19 protein-coding genes are annotated in these 25,248 nt (G+C 72.1%); 7 read left to right on the top strand and 12 right to left on the bottom strand.

Annotation, left to right across the window (positions count from 1 at the left end; translation table 11 throughout):
- Window positions 1–37: 37 nt before the first annotated feature.
- From ACQP1S_RS19775 to ACQP1S_RS19765, 3 genes are read right to left on the bottom strand one after another with little or no spacing between them, the layout of a single operon-like run.
- Window positions 38–949 carry an SDR family NAD(P)-dependent oxidoreductase gene (locus ACQP1S_RS19775; protein WP_432897558.1) on the bottom strand — a complete coding sequence of 304 codons (912 nt, stop codon included), beginning with the start codon at window positions 947–949 and terminating at the stop codon, window positions 38–40.
- Window positions 946–1,926 carry an alpha-ketoacid dehydrogenase subunit beta gene (locus ACQP1S_RS19770; RefSeq protein ID WP_432897555.1) on the bottom strand — a complete coding sequence of 327 codons (981 nt, stop codon included), beginning with the start codon at window positions 1,924–1,926 and terminating at the stop codon, window positions 946–948. The genes ACQP1S_RS19775 and ACQP1S_RS19770 overlap by 4 nt, the downstream gene beginning before the upstream one ends.
- On the bottom strand, window positions 1,919–2,854 hold the full coding sequence (locus tag ACQP1S_RS19765; RefSeq protein WP_432897552.1) for a thiamine pyrophosphate-dependent dehydrogenase E1 component subunit alpha: 936 nt from the start codon (window positions 2,852–2,854) through the stop codon (window positions 1,919–1,921). Before ACQP1S_RS19765 ends, ACQP1S_RS19770 begins: the two co-directional genes overlap by 8 nt.
- A 131-nt stretch (window positions 2,855–2,985) precedes the next feature.
- Here ACQP1S_RS19765 and ACQP1S_RS19760 point away from each other — a divergent pair, with 131 nt between their 5' ends.
- A complete protein-coding gene (locus tag ACQP1S_RS19760; RefSeq protein WP_432897549.1) occupies window positions 2,986–4,116 on the top strand; it encodes a mandelate racemase/muconate lactonizing enzyme family protein in 1,131 nt (376 codons plus the stop codon).
- Between the two features lie 65 nt (window positions 4,117–4,181).
- On the opposite strand, the gene ACQP1S_RS19755 is transcribed toward ACQP1S_RS19760, so the two are convergent.
- Genes ACQP1S_RS19755 through ACQP1S_RS19730 form a run of 6 tightly spaced genes read right to left on the bottom strand, consistent with a single transcriptional unit; the run spans window position 4,182 to window position 9,988 of the window.
- Window positions 4,182–4,532 (bottom strand): L-rhamnose mutarotase, encoded by a 351-nt coding sequence (locus tag ACQP1S_RS19755; protein ID WP_432897546.1) that lies wholly within the window; start codon window positions 4,530–4,532, stop codon window positions 4,182–4,184.
- Between the two features lie 52 nt (window positions 4,533–4,584).
- Complete coding sequence (locus tag ACQP1S_RS19750) at window positions 4,585–5,418, bottom strand: carbohydrate ABC transporter permease (RefSeq protein ID WP_432897543.1); 834 nt, start codon at window positions 5,416–5,418, stop codon at window positions 4,585–4,587.
- On the bottom strand, window positions 5,415–6,374 hold the full coding sequence (locus tag ACQP1S_RS19745; RefSeq protein ID WP_432897541.1) for a carbohydrate ABC transporter permease: 960 nt from the start codon (window positions 6,372–6,374) through the stop codon (window positions 5,415–5,417). The genes ACQP1S_RS19750 and ACQP1S_RS19745 overlap by 4 nt, the downstream gene beginning before the upstream one ends.
- A gap of 59 nt (window positions 6,375–6,433) precedes the next feature.
- Window positions 6,434–7,729: an ABC transporter substrate-binding protein gene (locus tag ACQP1S_RS19740; protein WP_432897538.1), complete on the bottom strand. Its 1,296-nt coding sequence runs from the start codon at window positions 7,727–7,729 to the stop codon at window positions 6,434–6,436.
- 28 nt (window positions 7,730–7,757) lie between these two features.
- The gene (locus ACQP1S_RS19735) at window positions 7,758–8,744 is read right to left on the bottom strand and encodes a Gfo/Idh/MocA family protein (RefSeq protein WP_432897535.1); all 987 of its coding nucleotides are present in this window, start codon (window positions 8,742–8,744) and stop codon (window positions 7,758–7,760) included.
- Complete coding sequence (locus ACQP1S_RS19730) at window positions 8,741–9,988, bottom strand: M20 metallopeptidase family protein (RefSeq protein ID WP_432897532.1); 1,248 nt, start codon at window positions 9,986–9,988, stop codon at window positions 8,741–8,743. The genes ACQP1S_RS19735 and ACQP1S_RS19730 overlap by 4 nt, the downstream gene beginning before the upstream one ends.
- A 110-nt stretch (window positions 9,989–10,098) precedes the next feature.
- On the opposite strand from ACQP1S_RS19730, the gene ACQP1S_RS19725 reads away from it, so the two are divergent.
- On the top strand, window positions 10,099–10,923 hold the full coding sequence (locus ACQP1S_RS19725; protein ID WP_432897529.1) for an amidohydrolase family protein: 825 nt from the start codon (window positions 10,099–10,101) through the stop codon (window positions 10,921–10,923).
- An 83-nt stretch (window positions 10,924–11,006) separates the two neighbouring features.
- On the top strand, window positions 11,007–11,765 hold the full coding sequence (locus ACQP1S_RS19720; protein ID WP_432897526.1) for an META domain-containing protein: 759 nt from the start codon (window positions 11,007–11,009) through the stop codon (window positions 11,763–11,765).
- Window positions 11,766–11,780: 15 nt separating this feature from the next.
- Here the strand turns inward: ACQP1S_RS19720 and ACQP1S_RS19715 are convergent, their stop codons facing one another.
- Entirely contained in the window at window positions 11,781–13,277 is a 1,497-nt protein-coding gene (locus tag ACQP1S_RS19715) for an FAD-dependent oxidoreductase (RefSeq protein ID WP_432897523.1), read from the bottom strand.
- Window positions 13,278–13,339: 62 nt separating this feature from the next.
- Here ACQP1S_RS19715 and ACQP1S_RS19710 point away from each other — a divergent pair, with 62 nt between their 5' ends.
- The 4 genes from ACQP1S_RS19710 to ACQP1S_RS19695 all read left to right on the top strand — a co-directional run bounded on the left by ACQP1S_RS19710 (window position 13,340) and on the right by ACQP1S_RS19695 (window position 20,128).
- Entirely contained in the window at window positions 13,340–13,969 is a 630-nt protein-coding gene (locus tag ACQP1S_RS19710; protein ID WP_432897520.1) for a TetR family transcriptional regulator, read from the top strand.
- A gap of 168 nt (window positions 13,970–14,137) precedes the next feature.
- Entirely contained in the window at window positions 14,138–15,511 is a 1,374-nt protein-coding gene (locus ACQP1S_RS19705) for a glycoside hydrolase family 43 protein (RefSeq protein ID WP_432897518.1), read from the top strand.
- Window positions 15,512–15,707: 196 nt separating this feature from the next.
- On the top strand, window positions 15,708–19,151 hold the full coding sequence (locus ACQP1S_RS19700; RefSeq protein WP_432897515.1) for an NACHT domain-containing protein: 3,444 nt from the start codon (window positions 15,708–15,710) through the stop codon (window positions 19,149–19,151).
- A 56-nt stretch (window positions 19,152–19,207) separates the two neighbouring features.
- Complete coding sequence (locus ACQP1S_RS19695) at window positions 19,208–20,128, top strand: alpha/beta fold hydrolase (protein ID WP_432897512.1); 921 nt, start codon at window positions 19,208–19,210, stop codon at window positions 20,126–20,128.
- Here the strand turns inward: ACQP1S_RS19695 and fxsT are convergent.
- Complete coding sequence (gene fxsT, locus ACQP1S_RS19690; protein ID WP_432897510.1) at window positions 20,106–24,041, bottom strand: FxSxx-COOH system tetratricopeptide repeat protein; 3,936 nt, start codon at window positions 24,039–24,041, stop codon at window positions 20,106–20,108. The two genes, ACQP1S_RS19695 and fxsT, sit on opposite strands and share 23 nt — an antisense overlap.
- A complete protein-coding gene (locus ACQP1S_RS19685) occupies window positions 24,038–25,228 on the bottom strand; it encodes a TIR-like protein FxsC (RefSeq protein ID WP_432897507.1) in 1,191 nt (396 codons plus the stop codon). Before ACQP1S_RS19685 ends, fxsT begins: the two co-directional genes overlap by 4 nt.
- Window positions 25,229–25,248: the final 20 nt, after the last annotated feature.

Below are 25,248 nucleotides of genomic sequence, written 5' to 3'. Positions count from 1 at the left end.
TCCACGTGGTGTGCCGCTGCCCTGGTGGGTGGGGTGCTCAGCCGGTCCAGACCGTGCCGGCGAGGCCGGCGCTGGCCGGCGACGCCAGCAGGACCAGCACCGAGGCGACGTCCTCGGGGCGACCCAGCGTGGCCTCGACGGCGGCGATCCGGTCACCGCCCGTGCCGTTGGCCCGCGCCTCGTCCAGCGACCGTCGCATCAGCGGTGTGTCGATGTCGCCGGGGCAGAGCGCGTGCACCCGGATCCCCTGTGGACCGAGCTGGCGGGCCAGGGTGAGCGCCAGACCGTGCAACCCTCCCTTGCTCGCGCCGTAGGGTACCGAGCCGGAGCCGGTCTGCACGCCCGCCTTCGACCCGACCAGCACGAGCACCCCACCGTCGGGGCGCAGGTGCCGGGCGGAGTGCTTGGCGACCAGGAAGGGCCCGGTGAGGTTGACGGCGATCACCTGGGCCCAGAGCGCGACCGGCACGTCCCGCACGTCCAGGCCCTGACCGCGCATCACCCCCGCGACGTGCAGCACCGCGTCGATCCCGCCCAGGTCGGCGGCGGCGGCGTCGAGCGCCCCGGCGACCTCGGCCTCGACGGTGACGTCCACGCCCCGGGCCCAGGCCCGCGCCCCGGCGGCGCGGGCCTGGGCGGCGGCGGAGTCCGCGCCGGCGGTGTCGGCGTCGAGCACGGCGACCGCCGCGCCGGCGGCCGCGGCGGCGGCGACGGTGGCCCGGCCGATGCCGGACGCGCCCCCGACGACGACCACCCGCCGGCTGGCGAGCAGACCGGCGGGCGCGCCGCCGTCGGTGCCGGCCGGCCGGGTCCCGCCGTGCTGGCCCGCACCGGCCGGTGTGCTTGCGTCGCCTCCGCCGGCACCGGTGGGCGGGACCGCGTCGCCGGCAGCGGCGGGCGGGACTGCGTCGCCTCCGCCGGCAGCGGCGGGCGGGACCGTGTCGTTCACGCCCGGACCGTCCGGCGGACGGCCTCGGCGACGGTGGCCGCTTCGGGCACCACCACCGCCTGGAGGGCGGGTGCGGCGGGCATCGGCACGTCCGGGGTGGCCACCCGGGCGATCGGGGCGCGCAGGTCGGCGAAGCACTCGGCGGCGGCCCGGGCGGCGATCTCCGCGCCGAACCCGCCGGTCAGGTTCGCCTCGTGCGCGACGACCAGCCGGCCGGTGCGGGCGACCGACGCGGCGACGGTGTCGAAGTCGAGCGGGTTGAGCCAGCGCAGATCGATCACCTCGACGTTGACGCCCTCCTCGGCCAGGGTGCCGGCGGCGTCGAGGGCCGCCGACACCATCCGGGACCAGGCCACCACGGTGACGTCGGCGCCGGGTCGGACCACCCGGGCCCCGCCGACGGGCTCGACCGGCGCGTCGGTGCGCACCGGGCCCCGGGTCGGATAGAGCATCCGGGCCTCGGCGACCACCACCGGATCGTCGCTGACCACGGCGGTCCGCAGCATCTGGTACGCGTCGTCGGGGGTGGCCGGCAGCGCGACCCGCAGCCCGGGGGTGTGCGCGAAGTACGCCTCCGGCGAGTGCGAGTGCTGGGCGCACGCCCCGGGGGAGTAGCCCTGCTGCATCCGGATCACCAGCGGGGCCTTCCACCGCCCGGCGCTGGAGTAGTGGACGGTGGCGATCTGGTTGACGATCTGGTCCATCGCGACGAACGAGAAGTCGGCGTACATGATCTCGGCGATCGGCCGCAGCCCGGTCATCGCCGCGCCGAGGGCCATGCCGAGGAAGCCGGTCTCGGAGATCGGGGTGTCGAAGATCCGCTCGGAGCCGAACCGCTTGTGCAGCCCCTTGGTCGCGCCGAACGGCCCACCGGGCAGCGCGACGTCCTCGCCGAAGTAGATGGTGTCGGTCCGGCTGTCCAGGGCCCAGGTGAGGGCGGCGTTGACGGCCTGGATGTAGCGCAGCGACTCAGACATAGACGTGCTCCTCGGCGGTCGCCGGGTCCGGGTACGGCACGGCGCGGGCGGCGGTGACGGCGGTCTCGATCTCGGTGGACACCTCGGCGTCGATGGCATCGAGCCGGGCGGTCAGGTCGGCGTCGGCGGCCCGGCGGATGCGGGCCAGCGGTTCGCGTTCCCGGGCGGCGGCGATCTCGCCGGTCGGGCGGTAGTGCTGCGCGTCGCCGCTGTAATGGCCGACGAGCCGTTCGGTCATCGCCTCCACGATGGACGGCCCGGAGCCCTCCCGGGCCCGGTCCACGGCCTCGGTGACCGCCTCGGCGACGGCGTCGGGGTCGTTGCCGTCGACCACCCGGCCGGGCAGGCCGTAGCCGGCGGCCCGCTCGGCGAGCTGCCGCACGCGCACCATGTCGGAGATCCGGGACATCTCGGAGTAGACGTTGTTCTCCACCACCAGCACCAGGGGGAGGTCGAGCACGGCGGCCAGGTTGAGCGCCTCGTGCACGTTGCCCTGGTTCATCGCGCCGTCGCCGATGGTCACCACCGACACCGCCCCGCTGCTGGTGCGCTGTGCGGTGAGCGCCGCACCGGTGGCGATCGGCACCCCGGCGCCCACGATGGAGTTCTCGCCGACGAACCAGCGCCCCGGGTCGGACAGGTACGGCGAGGCCGCGCGTCCGCCGCAGAGCGCCGAGTCGCGTCCCATCATCTCGGCGAACAGGCCGGTCAGGTCGACCCCCCGGGCGATCGCCCAGCCGTGACCCCGGTAGGTGGCGGTGACGTGGTCGCCGTCGCGCAGTGCCCGGCACGCGCCGACCGGGACGGCCTCCTGGCCGTTGCACAGGTGGATCGAGCCCGGGATCTCGCCGGCGTCCTTGAGGGCGGTCAGCCGCTCCTCGAACCGGCGGATCCGGGCCATCAGCCGATAGTCGTCGAGCTGCCCCATCACACCCCCAGAGATAATTGAGCCCTATTCCGGCTCGTTGGTTGAGGAGCCTAGACCAGCAGTCCAAGGCTATGGAAGAGTGCACAAGCAAGTTTGTGGCCGTTATTGGTCTCTTATTTGGGGGAGTCGGCATGGAGATCGCCGAGGTGGAGTCGGTGGTGCGCGGGGACGCGCATTTCGTCCAGCTACGCACGTCCGACGGGTCGACCGGGGTGGGCCAGTCCGCCTGCTGGGGCTACCCCGGCGCGGTGCACGCCGTGGTGCAGACCTTCCGGCCGTACCTGCTCGGGGCCGACCCGAACCGGATCGAACACCACTGGCACCACCTCTACCGGATGGGTCCTTTCCGGGGCTCGGTGCTCTCCGCCGCCGTCTCGGCCGTCGACCTGGCGCTGTGGGACCTGCTGGGCAAGCGGCTCGGGGTGCCGGTGTGGCAGCTGCTCGGCGGCCGGGTGCGCGACCGGATCCGGCTGCACCTGCTGCTGCCGGGCACCGGCGCGCAGGCCCTCGCCGCGCAGGCCGCCGCCGCGGCGGCGGACGGCTTCACCGCGGTGAAGTTCGACCCGCTGCCGGCGGATCACGGCGACCTGTCCCAGGCCCGGCTGGTGACCGAGACGGAGGCCACCACGGCCGCTGTCCGCGACGCCGTCGGCCCGGACGTCGACCTGCTGATCGAGCTGCACCGCAAGCTCACCCCGTTGCAGGCGCAGGCGGTGGTGCCGGCGCTGGCCCGGCACCTGCCGCTGCTGGTCGAGGACCCGATCCAGATCGACAGCGTGAGCAGCCAGGCCGAGGTGGGGCGGCGGGCGCCGCAGGTGCCGATGGCCAACGGGGAGCGGCTGCACACCATCTGGGAGTTCAAGGAGCTGCTGGCGCAGGCCGGCGCCCAGTACGTCCGGCCCGACGTCGGGCTGGCCGGCGGGCTCAGCCACGCCCGGAAGATCGCCGCGCTGGCCGAGGCGTACCACGCGGCCGTGGTCACCCACAACTGCCTGGGCCCGCTGCTCACCATGGCCTCGGTGCACCTCGACACGGTCATCCCGAACTTCGTCACCCAGGAGTACTCGCCGTTGGACGACCAGCTCGCCGACGGCCCGGCGCGGGCCTGCGTCCGGCGCGAGGGCGGGTTCCTGCCGGTGCCGCAGGAGCCGGGCCTGGGCGTGACCCTCGACCTGGCCGACACCCGGCCGCTGGACCTGACCGGCCGGCCGGTGACCCGCATCCCGCTGCGTGCCGACGGATCGGTGGCGTACGCGGTCTGACGGCGGGCACCGCGACGGCCCGGCGGGGACCTCCCCACCGGGCCGTCGCGGCATGGTCGCCCCCGTCACGGCGGCGGCTGCCCCGGATGGTGGAACACCGGGTACGCCCACAGCGGCTCGCCGTCGGCGTCGGCGATCTCGGCGAACAGGCCCGCCAGCGACGCCGTCCAGCGGGCCTGCACCAGCGAGGCGGCGGTGACCGCGTGGGCGTCGGCGACACCCCGGCGGGTCCGCAGCACACAGATCAGCAGCAGGTCGTGCCGGTAGATGTGGTAGTCGTAGATGCCCGCCTCGTCGAGCAGCACGGACAGCTCCGGCCATACCCGGGCGTGCCGCCGCTCGTACTCGGCCTCCGCGCCGGGGCGCAGCCGGTAGAGGTGGCACACCTGCACGCCCGGCCCGGCCGCCCCGCTCACCGGGGCCCCCACCGGACCGGGCCGACCGCCGTCACCCGGGCCCGGCCGGTCGTCACTTGCCGGAGCCGGCGAGCGCGCCGGAGACGAGTTGCCGCTGGAAGACCAGGTAGACGATCAGCACCGGCAGCAGCGCCACGATCAGACCGGCGCTGACCAGCGGCACCGACACGTCGTACTGGCCGCTGAGCAGGGAGACGCCGACCATCAGCGTCTTGCTGTCCGAGCCGCCCATGATGACCAGTGGCAGCAGCAGGTCGTTCCACATCCAGACGAAGTTGAAGATGGCCAGCGCCGCGATGGCCGGGGTGGCGATCGGCGCGAGCAGCCGGAACAGGATGGTCAGGTGCCCCGCGCCGTCGACCCGGGCCGCCTCGATCAACTCGTCGGGCACCTGCTGGAAGTAGCCGGCGAGCTGGTAGGTGCCCAACGGCAGCCCGAACGCCGCGTACGCCAGGATCAGGCCCTGGTACTGGCCGGACATGCCGAGGTCGAGCACCGTCTGGTAGAGCGGATAGATGATCGCCTGGCTGGGGATGGTCAGCGTCACGATGATCAGCAGGAAGACGACCTTCCCGCCCCGGAACCGCAGCTTGGTCACCGCGTACGCGACCAGCAGGGCGGCGAGCACCGACAGCACCAGCCCGCCGAGCGTGGTGATCAGCGAGTTGAGCAGCAGCCGGGGCATGTCCATCCGGCGGAATGCCTCCAGGTAGTTCTCCAGGGTGATCCCGGCCGGCAGGCCCAGCGGGTCGTCGGCGAAACCGGACTGGGTCTTCACCGAGCTGACCACGGTGAACAGCAGCGGGTAGATCGCCGCGACGGCGACGACGACCAACGCGAACGTCAACAGGTAGCGCCCGGTCCGGGCGAAGTGGCGCGGGTTCATCGCGGCTTCCGGGTCCCCTCGGTGAACATGTGCCGGACGCTGAAGATCGACAGCACGGCGACGAAGACGAACAGGGCGATGCCGATGGCCGAGCCGTAGCCGCGGTCCAGGAACTGGAAGGTGGTGAGGAAGACCAGGTACTCGGGGAGCATGGTGGCGTCCCCCGGGCCGCCCTGGGTCAGCGCGTAGATCAGCGGGAACAGCCAGATCAGCACGCCGGAGGCGCAGAGCACGCTCCAGTACGCCACCGTCGGGCGCAGCATCGGCACGACCACCGACCACAGCCGCCGGAAGAACCCGGCCCCGTCCAGGTAGGCCGCCTCCAGGTTCTCCTCCGGGATGGTGGCCAGGCCGGCGAGGTAGGTCATCACCCCGAGCCCGAAGAAGCTCCACAGGGCGACCGCCACCAGCGAGAACAACGCGCTGTAGCGGCCGTTGAGCCATTCCAGCGCCAACGGGTCCAGCCCGACGAAGCGCAGCAGGGCGTTCAACGGCCCGTCGGGGGCGAGGATCTGCCGGAACATGATGCCGACCACGATCGGCGCGATGGTGTATGGCACGAAGTAGACCGCCCGGAAGAACTTCCACCCCGGCGACCGCTGGTGGATCAGCAGCGCCAGGATCAGCGGGAGCACGATCCACACCGGCAGGGTGGCCACCACCAGCAGCGCGTTGCGGAAGCTGGTGAGCACCATCGGGTCGTCGAACATCCGGGTGTAGTTGTCCGCCCCGGCGAACTCGCTGCCACCGAACCCGCTGGACGACTCGAAGCTGGTGAGCACCCCCCGTACCAGCGGCACCAGCTTGAACAGCACGGCCAGGACCAGGGCGGGGAGCACCAGCGCGGCACCGAGCCACCACTCCCGGGCCCGCCCGGGGCGGGGCGGCCGGCGGGTCGGCGCGGGCGGGGCGTCGGTGCCCACCGGGTCCGACACCGGCGCGGTGGAGATGGTCATCAGGGTTCCTCCCCGGGTCGGCCGGGCGGGGCGACGTCACGTCGCCCCGCCCGGGGCGGCTACTTGCCCTGCTTCTTGGTGGGACTGCGCTCCAGCGCCTGTTGCATCTGGTCCGCCCACTTGTCCACGCTGAGCTGGCCGAGGGTGACCTGCTGCCAACCCCGGGCCAGGGCGTCGGCCTCCGGGCCGGAGAGCATCACCCCGGCGTGCAGGGTCGGCTGGGCGACCAGTTCCTGGATCTTGAGGAAGGCCGGCGACGACGGCAGCAGCGCCTTGTCGACGGTCTTGTTCAGCGGCTGGCCCTTGCCGTACTTCACCCAGAGTTCGCCGTTCTCCTTGCCGGCGAGCCAGCTGATGAACTCCAGACCGGCCTGCTTCTTCTCACTCCACTGGGTGACCCCGTAGACCGCGCCCTCGATGCCGGAGAACTTGCCTGCGAGCGGCGCGGCCGGGTTGATCGTCGGCCACCGGGTGACGCCGAGCTTGTCGTCGCCGAGGGCCTTGCCGAACGCCTCCCAGTTCACCGCGTCGGAGATGATGGTGCCGGCGAACGCGGCGTCGCCGCGCTGGAAGATGTCCGCGCCGTCGGGGAGCATGGTGATCGACGGGGCGTTCTTGTTGGCCCAGCCCTTGGTGGTGATCTCGGCCAGCTTGCCCAGCACCGCCACCAGCTTCGGGTCCTTCCAGGACAGCGTGCCGGCGAGCAGCGCCCGGATGTCGTCCTCGCTGAGGTAGTTGCGGGCGATCTCCGGGAAGTCCCAGTAGGCGGGGAAGGTGCCGGACAGGCCCAGCGCCAGGCAGGTCTTGCCGGCCTTCTTCACCGCCTCGCAGGCGGCCCCGAACTCGTCCCAGGTGGCCGGGGGCTGCTCCGGGTTCAACCCGGCGGCGGTCAGGACGGCCTTGTTGTAGTACAGGACGTTGCCCTGGTAGGAGAAGGGCACCCCGTAGCACGGCTTGCCGGTGTCGAAGCCCTCACAGGCCCCGCTGTAGGTGACCAGGTCCTTGGTGATCTCGGCGGCCTTGTCGCCCAGCGGGACGTACGCCCCACGCCGGTCGAACAGCTCCAGCCCGGCGTTGTTGGCCATCACGTCCGGCCCCGACTGCGAGGTGATGTACGGGCCCTGCACCTCGGGGTACTTGTCGAACGGGACGGACTGCATCTCCAGCTTGATGCCCTGGTGGCCGGCCTCGAAGCTGGTCTTGACCTGCTTCCAGTACTCGACGCCGCCCGGCTCCCAGGTCAGCACCTTGAGGGTGACCGGGCCGTCGGCGGCGTCGTCGCCACCGCATGCGGTCAGTAGGGCGGCGGCGGCCATGCCGGCGGCGAGGACGCCGGCCAATCTCCGTCGAAACATCGGTTAGCTCCTGTCACAAGTGGGGGGCTCAGGGGAGTCGGCGGACCGCGCCGCCGGTGGCGGCGCTGTCGACCACGGCCTCGGCGACCTGCACCACGTGCAGTCCGTCGGCGAGCGGGACGACCGCCGTCGGCGCGGTGCCGTCGATCCGGCCGAGGAAGTGCCGCAGTTCGGCGGCGAGCGCGCCGCCGCCGTCGGCCGGGGACAACAGCCAGTCCGGCGCTTCGGTCGGCTCGCGCTGGACGAGCAGCGTGGGGTGGCCGAGGTCGACGTGCGCGACCCCGTCGGTGCCGTACACCTCGACCAGGTCCGAGGTGTGGTGGGGGGTGCTCTCGGGAAGCAGATAGCTGTTGCGGATCGACGACACCACGTCGTTTGCGTGTCGCAGCTCCGCCCACACCAGGACCGGGGTGGCCGATCCGGGTCGGGTCCGGGCCGCCGCGCGGACCTCGACCACTGGCGCTCCGGCATACCAGAGGGCCAGGTCGATGTCGTGTACGGCGGTGAGCAGCGCGGGGTGTTCGCGCGGGAAGAGCCGGCTCAGGGTGCGGGGCCGGTCACGGCGGGACGACACGGCGAGCACGTCGCCGAGCCGGCCGGCGCGGATCGCGTCGTGCAGGGCCCGGTGCGGTGGGCTGTGCCGCAGGAGGTGCCCCGGCTGGCAGAGCACCCCGGTGCGCTCGGCGGTGGCGACGATGGCGGCGGCGTCGGCGACTGTGGTGGCGAGCGGTTTCTCCACCAGCACCGGCACCCCGGCGTCGAGCAGCGCGACGGCCACCGCCCGGTGCGCCGGGCCGGGCACGCAGACCGAAGCGGCGTCCGGCGTCGCGTCGGCGAGCAGGTCGGCCACGTCGGCGTACGCCTGCGGCACCTGGTACTCGGCGGCCACCCGGGCGCGGGTCGCGGCGTCCGGCTCGACCAGGGTGCGCACCGGCACGCCGAGCGACCGGTACGCGGCCAGGTGCCGGACCCCGAACGCCCCGGCCCCGATCACGGCGATCGACGGGCGGCTCATGCTCCGACCGCCTCGACGGCGTCGGCCCGGTCACCCGTGCCGGGCCGGCCGGCCCCGGCGTCCCCGTGACCGTCGGGGGCGGTCAGCCGGCCGTCGAGCACCGCCCGGGTGAGCCGTTCCAGGGCGGCCACCCCGACGCCGAGGCAGCGTTCGTCGACGTCGAATGCGCCGGAGTGCAGCGGTGCGCCGCCCCGCTCGCCGGTGACGCCGAGCTTGACGTACAGGCTGGGGCCCAGCGCGGCGAGCAGCGCGAAGTCGTCGGTGGTCAGTGGGGGCTCGGTCAGGTCGGCCAGCTCGACCACCCCGGGCAGTTCGGCGCGGGCGAGCGCCACCAGGGCTGCCGCGTTGCGGACCGGGGGCATCTCGTTGGCCCAGGTGAACCGCAGACCGAGGTCGAGCGCGGCGGCCTGTTGCCGGGCGATCCGCTCGATGACCTCCTTGAGCCGGGCGCGGGTGGCCTCGTCGTGGGTGCGCAGCGTGCCGGTCGCCTCGGCCCGCTCGGCGACCTGGCTCTGGCTGGCCCCGCCGGCGATCGTGCCGATGTTGAAGGCCACCAGTTCGTGCGGGTTGTGGGAGCGGGCCACCCCGGCGTGCAGCAGGTTGACGATGCCGGCGAGGCCGAGGATGGCGTCGCGGCCCAGGGCCGGGGTGGCGGCGTGCGCGGCCCGGCCGAACACCTCGAACCGGAAGGCGTCCTTGGCCGCCATCGCAGTCACCCGGTCCACGCCGACCGTCCCGACCGGCAGGTCGGGCCAGCAGTGCAGGCCGAGGACGGCGTCGAAGCGCCGGTCGCGCAGGGCTTCGTCGGCGAGCACCGCTGCGGCGCCGGAGGCCGCGCCGAACGGGATCTCCTCGGCCGGCTGGAACAGCACGGTCACCAAGCCCCGGGCGGGCGGGTCGGCCGCGAGCCGGGCCACGACGCCGGCCATCACGGTCATGTGCACGTCGTGTCCGCAGGCGTGGCAGACGCCCGGGTTGCCGGACGCCCAGGGCACCTGCTTGGCGTCCTGCACCGGATAGGCGTCCATATCGGCCCGAAGTAGCACCGAGGGTCCGTTGGTACGTCCTTCGATCTCCGCGAGCAGGCCGGTGCCGGCGACACCGGGGCGCACCCGGGCGAGGGGAGTGAGCCGTTCGGCAAGGGTGGCAGCGGTCTGCTCTTCAGTGAACCGCAGCTCGGGGTGCTGGTGGAGCTGCCGGCGCAGCCGTACCAGATCGTCAACATCCTCGTGTGCCTGCACCACGCGGTCCACTCCTCGCCTACGTCCGATAATCCGGACCTAATTGAGACAAGAACCTAAGCGAGGGGTCCTCCCGCGTCAATGGGCAGCTCAGAATCGGTTAGGGTCCGGCCATGGAACGCGCCGACGCCCACCTGCACCTGTTCGCCGACGGTTATCCTGGCCGTTACGGAAGGTCACCGGCCGGGGGTGACGAACTCGCCGTCTACCGGACGTTGCGCCGCGAACACGGCATCGCGCGGGCGCTGGTGGTCGGCTATGAGGGCGGGCCGGAGTTCACCGGCAACAACCGGCACCTGGCCCGGCTCGCGGCCGCGCACGACTGGATCGCCCCGCTGGCCTACGTTCCGGTCACCGGCGTCGACCGGGCCGGACTGGACCGGTTCCGGGCGGCGGGGTTCGCCGGCATCGCGGCGTACCTGCCGGACCCGGCCTCGGCGGACGCGTTCGCCGGCTGGCTGGCGCTGGTCGCCGGGGCGCTCAACGACGCGGCGACGGTGCTCAGCCTCAACGCCGCGCCCGAGGCGGCCGGGCGGCTCGGCCGGGCCCTCGCCACCCTCGACGGGTGCCCGGTGCTGTTCAGCCACCTCGGGCTGCCGGGCCGGCAGTCGACCGTCCCGGGCCCGCAGGACGCCGCCGACCGGCTCGCCCCGCTGACCGACCTGGCCCGGCTGCCGCACGTCGGGGTCAAGGTCTCCGGCCTGTACGCCGTCAGCGACCCCGCCGACGGTTACCCGCACGCCGCCGCCCGACCCTTCGTCGACCTGCTGCTGCACCGCTTCGGCGCGCGGCGGCTCTACTGGGGTTCGGACTTCGCCCCCAGCCTCGACCACGTGTCGTTCGCGCAGACCCTGCACCCGGTCGGCCTCGACGGGCTCTCCGCCGCCGAGGCGGCCGACGTGTTCGGCGGCAACCTGTGTCGCGCCCTGCGCCGCTGAGCGGCCGGGCGCGGCACGGGAGCGACACCGACCCGTCGCGGCGTCACTCGGCGGTAGGGGATGGCCCGAGTCATCATGGAGTCATGAATACATTGACGCACTTCATTGTCTTGGGGGTGCTGGCGGTCGGCACCGCGGTGCTTCCCGGCACGGAACCCGGGTTCGAGGAGGACCGCACGTTCCAGTCGGTGGCGGTGACCCAGGGCGGCCAGCCCCGCCCGCTGCTGCCGGGCACGGTGATCCGGCTGCGGATCACCGACGGGAGCCTGCGCGCCCAGGCCGGTGGGAACCTCGTCTCCGGCCGGGTCGACACCGGGGACGCCCGCCTGGTCGTCACCGGCCAACGCACCACCGACCTGTCGTACAGCCCCGAGCAGCGGGCCCAGGACGCCTGGTGGGGGCAGTTCCTCGGGGCCGGCCCGCAGTGGGCCCGGACCGGCGACGAACTGCTGCTGTGGGTCGACGGCACGCAGATCCGGCTGGCCGCCGTACCGGAAGCCGACCGGCCGCTGGCGCAGACGTACTGGCTGGTGGAGTCGACCTCCCGGCCGGGGACGGCACCGGTCCCGGCGGGTGTGCACGCGCACCTGGTGTTCCATGGTGGCGCGGTGACCGGCGGGCTGGCCTGCAACTGGCTCGACGGCGGGGCGGCGGTGGACGGGGGAACCGTCCTGGTGTCCGGCCTGGGCCTCACCAAGCGCATGTGCCGGGAGGCGGACATCAGGCTGGAGATCGCCGTCTTCGACGTGCTCGACGGCGCGGTGGCCGCCGACCTCGACGTCGACCGGCTGGAGTTGACCGACGCCGACGGCAACCGGCTGCACCTGGGCGCCGCGTTCTGAGCGAGGCCGGCGGCCCTACAGGCAGCGGAGGTACCTGGCCACTCCTGCCGTGTCCGTGGGGTCGGTGACCAGCCCGAGATAGCCGTCCGGGCGGACCAGGACCAGGGCGTCGGTGCCGTACCCGGCCGTCACGTGCCCGTCGTGGTCCAGGAAGCCGCCCGGTCCGACCGGGTACGACCGGACGATGCCGGGCGCGACGTCGGCGAGCGCCCCGGTGCCGCGCTCGCCCAGGCCGAGCAGGGTGAAGTGCGGTCCACGGAAGAGGTCGAAGAGGCGCGTCGGCGCGCCGGTGGCGTCGTGCAGCGGCGCGTCCGGTGCCCGGTCGCCCGGTCGGGGCCCGGTGCGTCGGCCGGTGCTCCGCGGGGACAGCCGGCTCCACGGGTACCGCAGCGAGAGCTGGGTGAGTTCGGGCGTGGCGACGGCGTCCACGCCGCCCCCCTTCTCCCTGATGGCGTCGAGGACGGTGGCGAGTCGTTGCGAGGTGATGTCGAGTAGCCGGGCCGCAATCGGCAGCCGTTCCTCCTCGTACGTGTCGAGCAGGCGTGAGGTGGCGTTGCCGGCGAGTACGAAGCCCAGTTTCCAGCCGAGGTTGTAGGCGTCCTGGATGCCGGTGTTCATGCCGAGGCCGCCGGCGATCGGGTGGACGTGCGCGGCGTCTCCGGCGAGGAACACGCGGCCCACCCGGAGCCGGTCGACCATGCGGACGTTGACCCGGTAGGTGGAGCTCCAGGCCAGATCGTGCAGTCGCACCCCCGGGACGCCGGCGAACCGGTCGAAGGTCCGCTGGAACCGTTCCAGGGTCGGTGCCAGCGGTGCGCCGTCCCGGTCGAGTTCGGGGGACGCCTGCACCTGGAAGGCGTTGGTGCCGGGGAGTGGGCAGAGCATGATTCCGCCGGTGCCGGTGAACCACTGGTGCCAGGCGTCGCGGCCGAGCCCGTCGACCTCGACGTCGCCGACGGCCATCAGGGGAAGGTCCGGCGTCTCGCCGTGCAGCCGCAGGCCGAGTGCGCTACGGACGGTGCTGTGGCCGCCGTCGCAGCCGACCAGGTATCGCGCCTGGAGCGGGGTGCCGCCGATTCTGGCGGTCACGCCGTCGGCATGTTGGTGGAGGTCGTGCAGTTCGGTGCCCCGTTCGACGGCGACACCGAAGTCGGCCAGCCGTTCGCGCAGGATCTGCTCCACCCGCCACTGCGGGATCAGCAGGCCGGTCGGATACGGGACGTCGGGCGTGGGCACCTGTCCGGCCTCGGGGTCGACCTCGGCGACCACCTCTGCCCCGTGGTATTTGCGATGCGGCAGGTGGGTGGTCCCGGAGGCCAGCACCCGGTCGATCACCGCGAGGTCGTCCAGCACCTCCAGGCTGCGGGGGCTCAGTCCCTTACCGCGTGAACCATGCGGGAACTCCGGTGCCCGGTCGACGATGCGGACGGCGACGCCGCGCCGGGCGAGATCAACTGCGAGCGTCAGGCCGGTCGGACCGGCACCCACCACGAGGACATCCGTCAGCGACATGGCTCCATAAAAACGTTACTGGGTTAAAAAAGCAACCCGGTAAAGGATGTTACCTTGGCCAAGTGGTAGAACCGACCGGCCTGCGGGCCCGCAAGAAGGCGCGGACCCACGACACGCTCGCCGACGTGGCGATCACCCTGTTCCTGGCGCACGGCTTCGACCAGGTCTCGGTCAACGACATCGCCGCGGCGGCCGAGGTCTCCAAGCCGACCCTCTTCCGGTACTTCGCCACCAAAGAGGACCTGGTGTTGCACCGGTTCGCGGATCACCACGGCGAGTCAGCGCGGGTCGTGCGGGAGCGTCCGGCCGGCGTGACGCCGCTGACCGCGCTGCACCGGCACTTCCGGGCCGGTCTCGACCGCCACGACCCGGTCACCGGCCTCAACGACCACCCCGAGGTGGTGGCATTCCACCGGTTGGTGTTCACCACGGCGAGTCTGGCGGGACGCCTGGCGCGCTACCTGATCGAGGACGAGGAGGTGCTGGCCGCCGCCCTCGGCTCCGGCATCGAGGCGCGGCTGCGGGCCGCCCAGGTGCTCGCCGTCCACCGGGTGCTCGCCCGGGCCAACTGGCAGAAGATCGCCGACGGGCGAACCGCCCGTGCGGTCCACCCCGAGGCTGTCACCGACGCCGACCGGGCATTCGCCCAACTGCGGTCGGGCATCGACGACGCCGCGCGGGACGGCCCGTAGGGCGATTCGGGGTGGGGACAACCCGCAGGTCCACAGTGCCGGCCCGGCGACGCCGGGTCCGAGCGGATGCGGATTCGCGGACCGTGTTAACACTTGACGTCATCGATGTTAGCGATAACGTACGGGGGTCAGTGCCGCACTGCCACCCGCCACCCCCGAGGTGACCCGTTGAAGCGTCGCGCCCTGCTGTCCGCCACCGGTGCCGCCCTTGCCGGAGCGACCCTGCTCCGCCCCACCAGCGCCGCTGCCGCCCCCGGTGACGGCTACGTCATGGCGTACTTCACCGAGTCGCCGAGCATGACCGCCGCCAACTACGGCCTGCACCTCGCCGTCAGCACCGACGGCCTGAACTGGACCCCGCTGAACCAGAACCGCCCTGTCGCCACCCCGACGCTGGGCAGCCGGGGCCTGCGCGACCCGTTCATCCTGCGCAGGCAGAACGGCGGTTTCGTGGTGCTCGCCACCGACCTCAACGGCACCGACTGGAACTACCAGAGCCAGTACCTGCACGTCTGGGACTCCACCGACCTGCGCACCTTCACCGGCTACCGGCTGCTGAAGGTGCACTCCCTCGCCACCCACGCCTGGGCGCCCGAGGCCTACTGGGACGCCGGGCGCGGGCAGTACGCGGTCGTCTACTCCGCCGTCGCCGGCGGCCGCAACGTGCTGATGGTGAACTACACCGGCGACTTCGTGACCGCGTCCGCCCCGCAGACGTTCTTCGACCCCGGCTACGACGCCATCGACGGCAGCTTCGTCAGCGTCAACGGGGTCAACTACATGTACTTCAAGAACAACACGAACAGCACCCTGCTCGGCACCCGCTCGAACAGCCTCAACCCGGGCAGCTTCAGCATCCACACCGCCGCCATCGGCCCCGGCCGGGGCGTCGAGGCACCGCAGATCGTCAAGTCCCACACCGCGAACACCTGGTACCTGTGGGGCGACACGTGGAGCCCCAACGGCCGGTTCTTCTGCTGGCAGACCACCAACGTGGCCGGCGGCGCGTGGAGCCTGCTCAACGACCGGTCGTACACCCAGCCGCTGAACTCCAAGCATCCGGGGATCGCCCCGGTGACGTCGGCGGAGCTGACCGCGCTCACCGCCGCGTGGGGGCTGCCGGCGTGGAACCGGCTGAAGTCGTACAACTTCCCGGACCGCTACGTGCGGCACGGCGACAACGTCGGGCGCATCGACGTGTACCCGTTCGAGCCGTACCAGGACCAGCTCTGGACCCTGGTGCCGGGTCTGGCCGACGCGGCCGGGGTGTCGTTCCGCTCGGTGAACTATCCGGACCGGTACCTGCGCCACTACGACTACGCGATCCGGTTGGCGGCCAACGACGGCACGAGCGCGTTCCGGGCCGACGCCACGTTCTACCGGACGGCCGGCTTCGCGGACGCCTCGTGGACGTCGTTCCGCTCGTACAACTATCCCGACCGGTACCTGCGCCACTACGACTACCTGCTGCGCATCGACCCGGTCACCAGTGGGTCGCCGACGGCCGACAAGCAGGACGCCACCTTCCGGGTCGGGTACTGACCACGCCGGGGGAGCGGACGGCACCTGCGCCGTCACGACACCTCAGGTACGGCGACCGGTGCAGACCCGCGCCGCCGACCTCCGGCGGGCCGGCCGCGCAGCACCCGGTTCTGCACCGGGTGAATGGGCGGTGGCTTTCTGTCACCGGCCTTCCGTATCCTCAGTGGATCGGATCTCCCGCAGCGGAAGGGGCGGCATGCCGCGCCGTTCGAGCCTCAGCTACCGAGATGCGCTACGACTGCTGGCCCCCGGCAGCGCCCGTCTCACCGCAGCCGGCAAGATCGCCAATGCGGGGATCCTGGGGGCCGGGGCGCTCACCCATGGTGCGGCGCTCGCCCTGCTCGGTCCGACGAACACGCTCATGCAGCTCGTCCGGGAAGCCACCGGCAACCAGGCCGGGCGCATCCGGTCGTCCGGCGGGCGGTCCTACTACGAGTTGCTGGAGGCCAGCCACACGGTGCTGGCCCTCGCCGCCTTCTTCGACGGCTTCCGGGACGTGGTGGGGCCGGGCGTCGAGCGGCTGCAACTGACCGACGCGGAGAAGGTCGCGCTGGTGCCGGCCGGTCGACGCCAGCACACCCTGCCGCAGGAGATCGACGGTGGCTGCTTCCCGTTGCCGTCCTCGGTGCACGGCATGGCGGACACCCGCCGCGACATCGAGGAAGCCTACGTCCTCCTGCACGACGCCACCATCGCCTTCTGCGAAGGGCTCGCCGCCTGGGCCGAGGTGCAGCGGGGTCTCGACCTGACGTCGCTGCGGTCCCGGGTGGTCGAGCGCAGCATGCGGCACTACGAGGATCGGTTCGACCGGCTCGCCGCGGACCTTCCGGAGTTCGGGTTCCGGATGCTCCGGCAGGCGATCGAACACCATATGCGCGACAACCGGCAGTTGACCGTCGAGGTGGTACAGCGGATAGACGCCCTGGCGGCGTTGTCCCACAACCTGTCGGCGTTGGCCGGCCCCACCCCGACCGACCGGCCCGACCTGCTCCGTGAATCCCTCGACCGGCTCGCCGGGTCGCTGACCGCGGTGTTCCGGCAGCCGCTGTTGACGATCAGGGACACCGTCTTCCACCTGCGACTGCCGACGGTGGAACACGGCTTCATCAGCCCCGATTTCCGGGTCGCCGTGCACGGCAAGCACGCCGCGCCGGAGCGGGAGCACTGGTGGGCGGAGCAGCCCCGCCGCGGCGACCTCGTCGGCTTCCTGTCCGACTACCTGACCGATCCGGCGAGCCTGCACCGTCCGCTGCTGGTCCTCGGCCAGCCGGGCGCCGGTAAGACGCTGCTGAGCCGGGTCATCGCGGCCCGACTGCCGGCGAACCGGTTCACCGCGATCCTCGTGCCGCTGCGCCGGATGGCCGGTGACGCCTCACCGACCGAACAGATCGAGTCCGCGATCGAGCAGGTGATGGACGAGCGCCTCCGGTGGGCGGACCTGCGCCGGGCCACGAACGGGACCACTGTCGTGGTCGTGTTCGACGGGTTCGACGAACTCGTCCAGGTCACCGGCACGGCCCACGCCCAGTACGTCGACCGGGTCGCCGAGTTCCAGGAGGCCCAGTGGGACCTGGGCTGCCCGGTCATCCCGATCATCACCTCACGGATGCTGGTGATGGACCGGACCAGCGTGCCGCAGGGCACGGTGCTGGTCCGGCTCGAGGATCTGACCGACTCCCAGGTGACGACCTGGGTGGCGGCCGTCAACACCGCCAACGAGGGCCAGCCCGGCTACCATCGGCTGGAGGCCCGGGACCTGCTCTCGCACGGCGAGCTGGCCCGGCAGCCGCTGCTGCTCACCCTGCTGGCCATCCACTACCACGAACACCGGGTCGACCGCCGTCCCGACTCCGGTATCTCCCGCTGCGACCTGTTCACCGGTCTGCTCACCGCGTTCATCCGCCGGCAGGTCGGGGAGAAGGCGTCGAGCGTCCTTGCGCCGCACGAACGTCAGGCCCGCGAACACCGGCTGCGGCGCGACCTGGCCATCACCGCGTTCGCCATGTTCAACCGCAACCGGCAGCTGGTGAACCGGGCCGCGCTCCGCGCCGACCTCGGCTGCTTCGGCACGGGAGCCGACGACGGGTCCCGGTTCGAGCTCGGCGACGTGCTCGGGCCGGAGCAACTGGTGACCGCCGCCTTCTTCGTGGTGTACGGCCCGGACGACCTACAGGGCGAGGACGCCCGCCGGACGTACGAGTTCCTGCACGCGACCATCGGCGACTTCCTGATCGCCGAGTACGTGGTCGGATCGCTGCGCGAACTCGCCGAGCTGCACCGGCGTACCCGCACCCCGGCGGGCTTCGGCCACCACCTGGACACCGGCCAGTTCCGCGCCCTGCTGTCCCACCAGCCACTGGTCAAGCGGGAGGCGGTGGTCGGGTTCGTCGAGGAACTCAGCTCCCGTCATCCGCAGGAGCGCAGCGGCATGGTCGCCGCCATCATCGGACTGCTGGCCGAGGCACGGCAGCGGGGCAGCCTCGCGGGGGTGGACGCCTACCGGCCGTCGCCCTACGATCCGGTGCGCCTGCTCGCCGCCTACACCGCCAACCTGGTGGCGCTGGCCGTGCTGCTCTGCGCCGACGGCGTGCCGTACACCGATCTGATGGACGACCGGACCTGGGTCTCCACGGTGCGGCTGTGGCGGGCGGGTCTCGACGAGAAGGACCAGATGACCCTGCTCAGCTGGCTGGGTCGCGACGGCGACGGTCGCCTCACGGCCGAGCGACGGCGTGGCCGCCGCAGGGAGGCGTCGGTGGCCGCCGAGGAGGCCCGGCTGCTCGGCGACATCACCACGTACGGCCAGTTGCACGCCGGAGCACGGACCTGGCGCGACCGGCAGCCGGAGAGCTTCGAGGCGGGCCGGTTCCACGCCGATCTGGTCTCCCTGGCCACCAGACGCTGGCCGGTGCCGTCGCTGCACCACCTCATCCTGTACGACGAGAGGAGCTACCGGCGGCTGTGGGAAAGTGCCACGGAACGCCCGGAGGCGGTGTCCAGCACGAGCGCCACGGTGCTGCTGGAGTGCCTGGCCGAGGACGGCGCGCAGCTGCCCCGGGAGGTGGTCTGCGGACTGACCCGGGTGGCGTTGGACCGGCTGCCCAGTTCCGTGACCGCACCACCGGAGCTGATCATCTCGTGCCCGTATCTGATCGACGAGTTCCCCGCGTTGCTCGACTCGATCGGCACCCCTGAGGACCATGCCGTGCTGCACGCGCTGATCCTCCGACACGGGCTCGACCGGCTTCCGCAGCACTACGTCCCCCGGGTACGGGCGGTGCTCGCCGACATCGAGGCACGTTTCGCCGAGCTTCCGCTGGAGGACGGCGTGGTCTCGGCGGAGATGGTCGAGCAGTTCGCCGCCGCAGGGGTCGACAACCGCACTGCGTTGTGGCTGCTGATGGCGTTGAGCGAGTACGCCGACCTGGCGTGGCACAAGATCCCGCCCCGGACGATGGTCGGCCTGCTCGCACACCGGCTGCCCGACGAGTTCCTCGACGAGGAGAGGCTCCGCCGGTTGCTCGTCGACTATCTGCGGGCGCACGGTCAGACGCCGGCCAGGAGCACCCTGCCGGCGGCTCTCGACGCGCTGCGTCTGCTCGCGCAGACCGGCCAGAAGTGGTCCGCCGATGCGGTCTGACCGTCCGTGCGGCCGGGACGTCCGCCGCACCGCCACCATCCCTCCGGAGGTCACGATTGTCCCGGCTGCCCTCCCCACGCCAGCACATCGTCCGCACCGGAAGGAGAAGCCTGGCAGTCGACGTGGCGGGCGCTGAGCGCGGCTGGCCGGTGTTCCTGATGCACGGCACGCCGGGCAGCCGGAGCGGTCCGCGTCCACGGTCGAGTGTGCTCTACCGGCTCGGCGTCCGACTGATCTCCTACGACCGGCCGGGCTATGGCGGCTCCAGCCGGTTGCCGGGCCGCCGGGTGTCCGATGCCGCCGCTGACGTCGCGGCGATCGCCGACCACCTGGGCATCGACGAGTTCTCCGTGGTCGGCCGTTCCGGTGGCGGGCCACACACGCTGGCCTGCGCTGCGCTGCTGCCGGAACGGGTCCGGGGCACCGCGGTCCTGGTCGGCGTCGCGCCGGCCGGCGCCGTCGGACTGAACTGGTACGACGGCATGACGGAGGCCAACATCCGCGACTACGGCACCGCGGAGAGCGATGTACGGGTGCTCGCCGAACAGTTGCGGCTGCGGGCCGAACGGACGGTGGACGATCCCGGCTTCCTGCTCGCGCTGCTGGTGACCCAGATGACGGAAGCCGATCGACGGGTGGTGGCGGGGGTGCCGATCCGACGACAGCTGACCGATGCGTACGCCGAGGGGCTGCGCCGGGGGGCGGACGGCTGGATCGACGACGTCCTCGCGTTGCGGGCCGACTGGGGCATCACGCTGACGCAGATCCGGACGCCGTTACGCCTCTGGCACGGCGCGGACGACAACTTCGCCCCGGCCAGTCACACCCGGTGGCTGGCCGGGCAGATCCCCGGGGCGCAACTGCACGTCCAGCGGCGCTGCGCGCACTTCGGCGCGGTCGAGGTACTGCCGGAGATACTCGCCTGGTTGACCCGCCGACCCGACCGGGCCCCGGTCAGATCGGATGGGGGTCGATGATGCGCCGTTGCAGACGGTTCTGGCGTACGGTCTCGACCGCCGGATGATGCTCACCCAGCCGACGGGCGAGGTCGCGGGTGGCAGCCTCGATCTCGGCCCGTCGGCCGGGCTCGATCCGCTCCCGCATCAGCAGCAGGTTCGCCCGGGACCGCAGCGCGTTGGGGTGGTCCGGACCGAGCATCCGGGTGAGGCCGTCATGGGCGTGCCGCAGTAGGCCCAGCGCCTCCTGGTCGGCCGCCTCCCGCCCCTCCGGCGGGTCGGGCTGCTCGGCGATGCAGATGCCCTGGTTCATCCACCCGGAGAGCGGATACGGATGCTCGGGGCCCAGCACGGTGGCCAGCGCGTCGGCCGAGCTGCCGGCGAGCCGGCGGGCCTCGGCGAGGTCACCGGCGCGGCGGGCGACCATGGCCAGGTTGACCAGGCAGACCAGGGTCAACGGGTGGTCGGGACCAAGATTGCGCTGGTAGACGCGGTGCACCTCGGTGAGTTCCCGGCTGGCCCGTTCGAAGAGGTCGAGGGTGAGCAGGTTGATCGACAGGCTCAGCCGGCAGGTCAGGGTTTCCGGATTGTCCGGCCCGAACCGCTGGGTGAGCAGCTCGTAGGCGGCTTCGAGGAGAGTGTCCGCCTCGACCGCGTTGCCACCCGCGCGCAGCGAGACCGCCAGGTTCGTCTGCGTCCGCAGGGTGATCAGATGTTCGGCGCCTGCGGTGTGCAACAGGTCCCGGTGCACGCTGCGCAGTCGACCGGTCGATTGTTCGTAGTCGCCCGCGTCGCGCATGTCGATGCCGACGTAGGCGGACGAGGCGAGGGTGTCCGGATGGCTCTCGCCCAGGATCGCGCGCCGCCCGGCCAGCACCGCCTCGTCGTTGCGGCGGGCCTCCCGGAACCGGCCCATCAGACGCTGGGTGCTGGCGAGGTTGTTGAGGGCGGCGAGGGTCCGCGGGTGTTCCTCGGTGAAGTTGCGCTTCCAGGCGTTGAAGGTGACCTCGTCGAGGCGCAACGCCTCGCTGTACATGCCCATGCCCCGCAGGTCGCGGGCCAGTCCGCCCGCGGTCATCAGGGTGTGCGGATGGTCCTCGCCGAGGAGTTCCCGTTGCGCCGCGAGCACCTCTTCGTCCAGCGTCCGGGACTGCGTGAACTGCCCGAGGAAGGCGAGGATGTTGGCCAGGTTGAACTGCAGGTGCAGCAGTTGCCGGCGCAGGTCGTCCCGTGCCCGCGCGTCGGTCTCCTCGGCCAGCATCCGCTCCCAGGTCGCGGCGACCTCCTGCCCGAGCCGGCGGCCGGCTTCCAGATCGCCCCGCAACTGCAGGTAGCGGACCCGGTCGATCATCAGGGCCCGCACCTCCACCTTCCGGCTCAGCAGCGCCTTGGACGCCTCCAGGTGCGGCCAGATGACCCGGAACCGGGGCCACCCGTCGGGGTCGTCGACCTCACCCTCCGGTCGGGCGGCGGCCAGAACCAGGTGGACCTGGCGGTGTGCCTCGTCCAGTTCCTCCTCGGTCATCCGGGAACGGACGGCATGCTGCAACAGGCGGTGCATGAGCACCAGCCCGCCCCGGCCCCGCTCGCCCCCTGCCGGGTTGTCGGCCCGCAGATCCACCCGGACCAGGGCGAGCCGGTTCGCCTGCTGCACCAACTGCTGGCGGACCAGGCGTTCCTTCGCCTGCGGATGGAACGGCACCAGCGCCTCGGCGAACTCGTCGCTGTAGACCAGGTCGGCCGAGATCTCCGGAGCGAGCACCGCGCAGAGTTGCAGCACCCGGTAGGCCGCCGGGTTCCTGGTGCGCAGGTGGTTGAGCGACAGTTCCCAGGTGGCCTCCACCGAGACGTTGCTGTTCGGCGCCATCACCGCGCCCGGCCCGAAGCGGGCGATCTCGGCGAGGTAGCTGTCGACCGAGTGGCCGGTGTCGGCCAACCAGGCCGCCGCGGCGGTGACCGCGATCGGCAGGTCACCCAGCAGGGCGGCGACCGTGTCGGCCTGATCGGCGCGCATGTTCGGCACCCGCTCGGTGAGGTGCTGGATGCTCTCCGCCCGCTTGAACACGTCGACCTGCACGGTGGTGGCCCGCTCCACCCACTGCAGGTTGCGGGAGGTGATCAGGACGTGGCCCTTGCCGTCCGGCACGTACGGCAGGACGCCCTCGACCTCGTCGGCGTTGTCCAGGATGAGCAGCCACCGCAGATCGGTGTGGCGTAACGCCTGCAGCACCAGCCGGGCATTCTCCCGGTTGGAGTCCGACGAGGGCACGCCCAGGTAGGGACCCAGGTCACCGATGGCGGATTCGATGAACGGCACCTGGTCGGCGTCGATCCACCACACCATGTCGTAGGCGGCGCGGTAGCGGTGGGCGTACTCCAGGGCCAGTTGGCTCTTGCCGATGCCACCCATGCCCTGCAACGCCACCGGGCCGGTGCCCGCCAACACCACCTTCGGGCTGCTGCGCAGCAGCGTCCGCAGCTCCCTCAGGTCCTCCTCGCGGCCGGTGAAGCGCTTGTTGCGGCCGGGCACCTCGAAGACGGCGTTGTCGCGGCCGGGGAATCGCGGCCCGGTCGGCAGCTCGACGTCGGCGGTCGCCCCCTCCCGGCCGACGAGCCGGAGGATGCGGGAGGCCGCCGTCCGGGCCTCCAGCCCGGCCACCGACACGGTGTGCGCGGCCGGGACGTTGGCGAGCCGTCGGACGTCCGCGACGTAGACGACCAGCGGCACCTGGTCGGGCGACCGGTCCGGCGCGGTGAGCACGGCCTCCTCGTGGGCGTTGGCCTCGGAGACGATGATCAGCTCCCGGGCGGTGCCGGTGGCCTCGCTGTCGGCGAACCACGGATCGGTCACCCGTACGTCGGCCGACGCGAGCAGATGACCGATCCACTCCGCCCACACCCGGTCGTAGGGGGCGTGCTCCAGCAGGATCTCGTTCTCCACCGACGTGGCGGTACGGGTGAAGCGGACATTGACCCGGTCGCGTACCGCGCTGCTCATCGGGGGCAGCGACGCCACCTCACCCCGGGTGATCTCCCGGGCCAGCACCTCGTACGCCGACAGCAGCGAGCCGTTGACGCCGGGCTGGTCGGCGAAGGTCGCCAGCAGCTCCTCGTACGCGTAGAAAGCCTGGTAGGGGACCTGCGTCCGGGCCCAGTAGCGGTCCCGGTCGGCCTCGCTCATGCCGCTCGGCAGGCCGCTGAAGCGCTGCCGGGCCACGGCCCGACCGGTGTCGGCCTTGACCTTCTCCGCGGGATCGATCCGCATCGGCACGGGGAGCACCCGGATCCGCCGTGAGCCGTAGCGGTGCTCGACCAACCGGGCCACCTTGGCCGCGCCGGTGATGCCCTGTTCGCTGAGGGTGAAGCAGGTGACGAGCACGTCCGGCAGATGGATGGTGCAGATGTCGGCGACGTCGGAGAAACCGGTGCGGCTGTCGATCAGGACGTAGTCGTAGTTGCGCCGCATGTCGGCGCGCAGGGCGTCGAAGAAGTGGCCGCCGTTGTGCCGCTCGTAGAACTCGTCCCAGTTCATCCCGGCGAGCGTGCCGGCGTAGTCGTTGTTCTGCCGGCCGGCGGAGAGGAAGTCGAGCGTCCCCTCACCCGGGAAGTTGGACCAGTTCAGGGAGAAGGAGTACTTGTGCACGCGGGCGTACTGCTCGTGCCAGCGGTCGTCGCCCTTGTCGTGCTGCGTGGTGGTCGCCCACTCGTACTCCCGGATCAGGTCGATCACCCCGCCGCTGCTCTCCAGCGCGTCGCGGTCGATGAACGGGGTGAAGAAGCGGGACAGCCCGGGGGACTCGAGATCCCAGTCGACGGCCAGCACCCGCTTGCCGTTGGCGGCGAGGATCCAGGCGACGTTGGCCAGCGCCATGGTGCGGCCGGTGCCGCCCTTGTAGGAGTAGAAGGTGACGACCTGTCCCTCGCCTGGGGTCATGTGTCCACTCCTTCGTGGGCCGGCGGGTGCTCCCATAGTCGGGGCCTGGTGATCGGCGGTCCCGGCGGTGGATAGGCCGGGCCCGCGTCGAGGTAGCGGCGTCGCATCCGGCCGACCAGGCCGCGGATGCCGACCTGCCACTCGTCGTACGTCGTCACCGCGAGCGGACGGACGGTGGCGGGCAACAGCGCCACCGTCCGGTCGAGCAGGCCCCTGGCGTGCGCGCGGTGGCCTGGTGCGGATTCGTCGATGACGACCGCGACACCCACCCAACCGTGCAGGCAGTCGACCGCCGCGCGGACGGCCGCCGTGCCGTCCTCGGTCTCGACCACCCACGGGTCGATGATGAGGATGCCGGGACAGCCCCGGAACAGGTCGACGTCCGGGACGAAGCTGCGGACGTCGATCGGCATCCGTAGCTGTTGGGCGGCGTCGGTCACGTCGTCGACGACCGGCCGTCGGTCGTGGAACGGCCGCCAGTGCTCAGCGTGGGCCGGCAACCGCCCGTTGCGCCGGCCCGGGTGCGGCAGCAGGTCGGGGGCGAGGACGACGGACAGGAAGGGCACCTCGCTGGACGGGGACGGCGGCACGTCGGTGCGCCCGGACGGCGGCTCCGCCGGTTGCAGAGGTGTCCGTTCGGCGGTCTCGACGATGTGCCGGGCCAGCCGGCCCAGGACCTCCTTGTAGGCGCCCTGGTATTTCTGGAGCCGGCAGAGGGCGCTCATGCCGTGGGCGACGTAGGCGTCCACGTCGGTGGCCAACGCCAGCGCCCAGCTCTGGTCGAGCGCGTGGACGGCGGCGGGGGACGGGGTCCACAGGACCGGGAGGATGTTGTCCCCGTCGACGGCCCGGCCGGCCCGCAGCAGCCGTTGCCGGAACCACTCGCGTTCCCGCCGCGAGTCGTTCCGGTTGAGGTAGTCCGGTGAGTAGAGCGGGACGAACACCTCGGCCTCGGCGAGCGCCAGGCGCCGCTGTTCGGCGCGGTCCTGCGGTGGACGCACGGTGAAGTCGGCGAAGCCGCGCCGACGCAGCCGGGCGCCGGGCTGCCCGTCGATCGCCAGGTGCAGGTCGTAAAAGAAGCGCCGGACCCAGTGGTCACCGAGAGTGCGGTCGTTGGGCGTCGGCGGGGGAACGTAGCTGAGGAAGAAGTAGCGTGCCCCGGTGAGGACGGGACTGTCGTGACTCACGTCGACCCGACCCGCTGGGT

The organism is Micromonospora matsumotoense (assembly GCF_050951065.1).
GTDB classification, from domain to species: Bacteria; Actinomycetota; Actinomycetes; order Mycobacteriales; family Micromonosporaceae; genus Micromonospora; species Micromonospora matsumotoensis.
The sequence above is the reverse complement of the archived record's forward strand: the minus strand, read 5'-3'. Positions and strand labels throughout refer to the sequence as shown.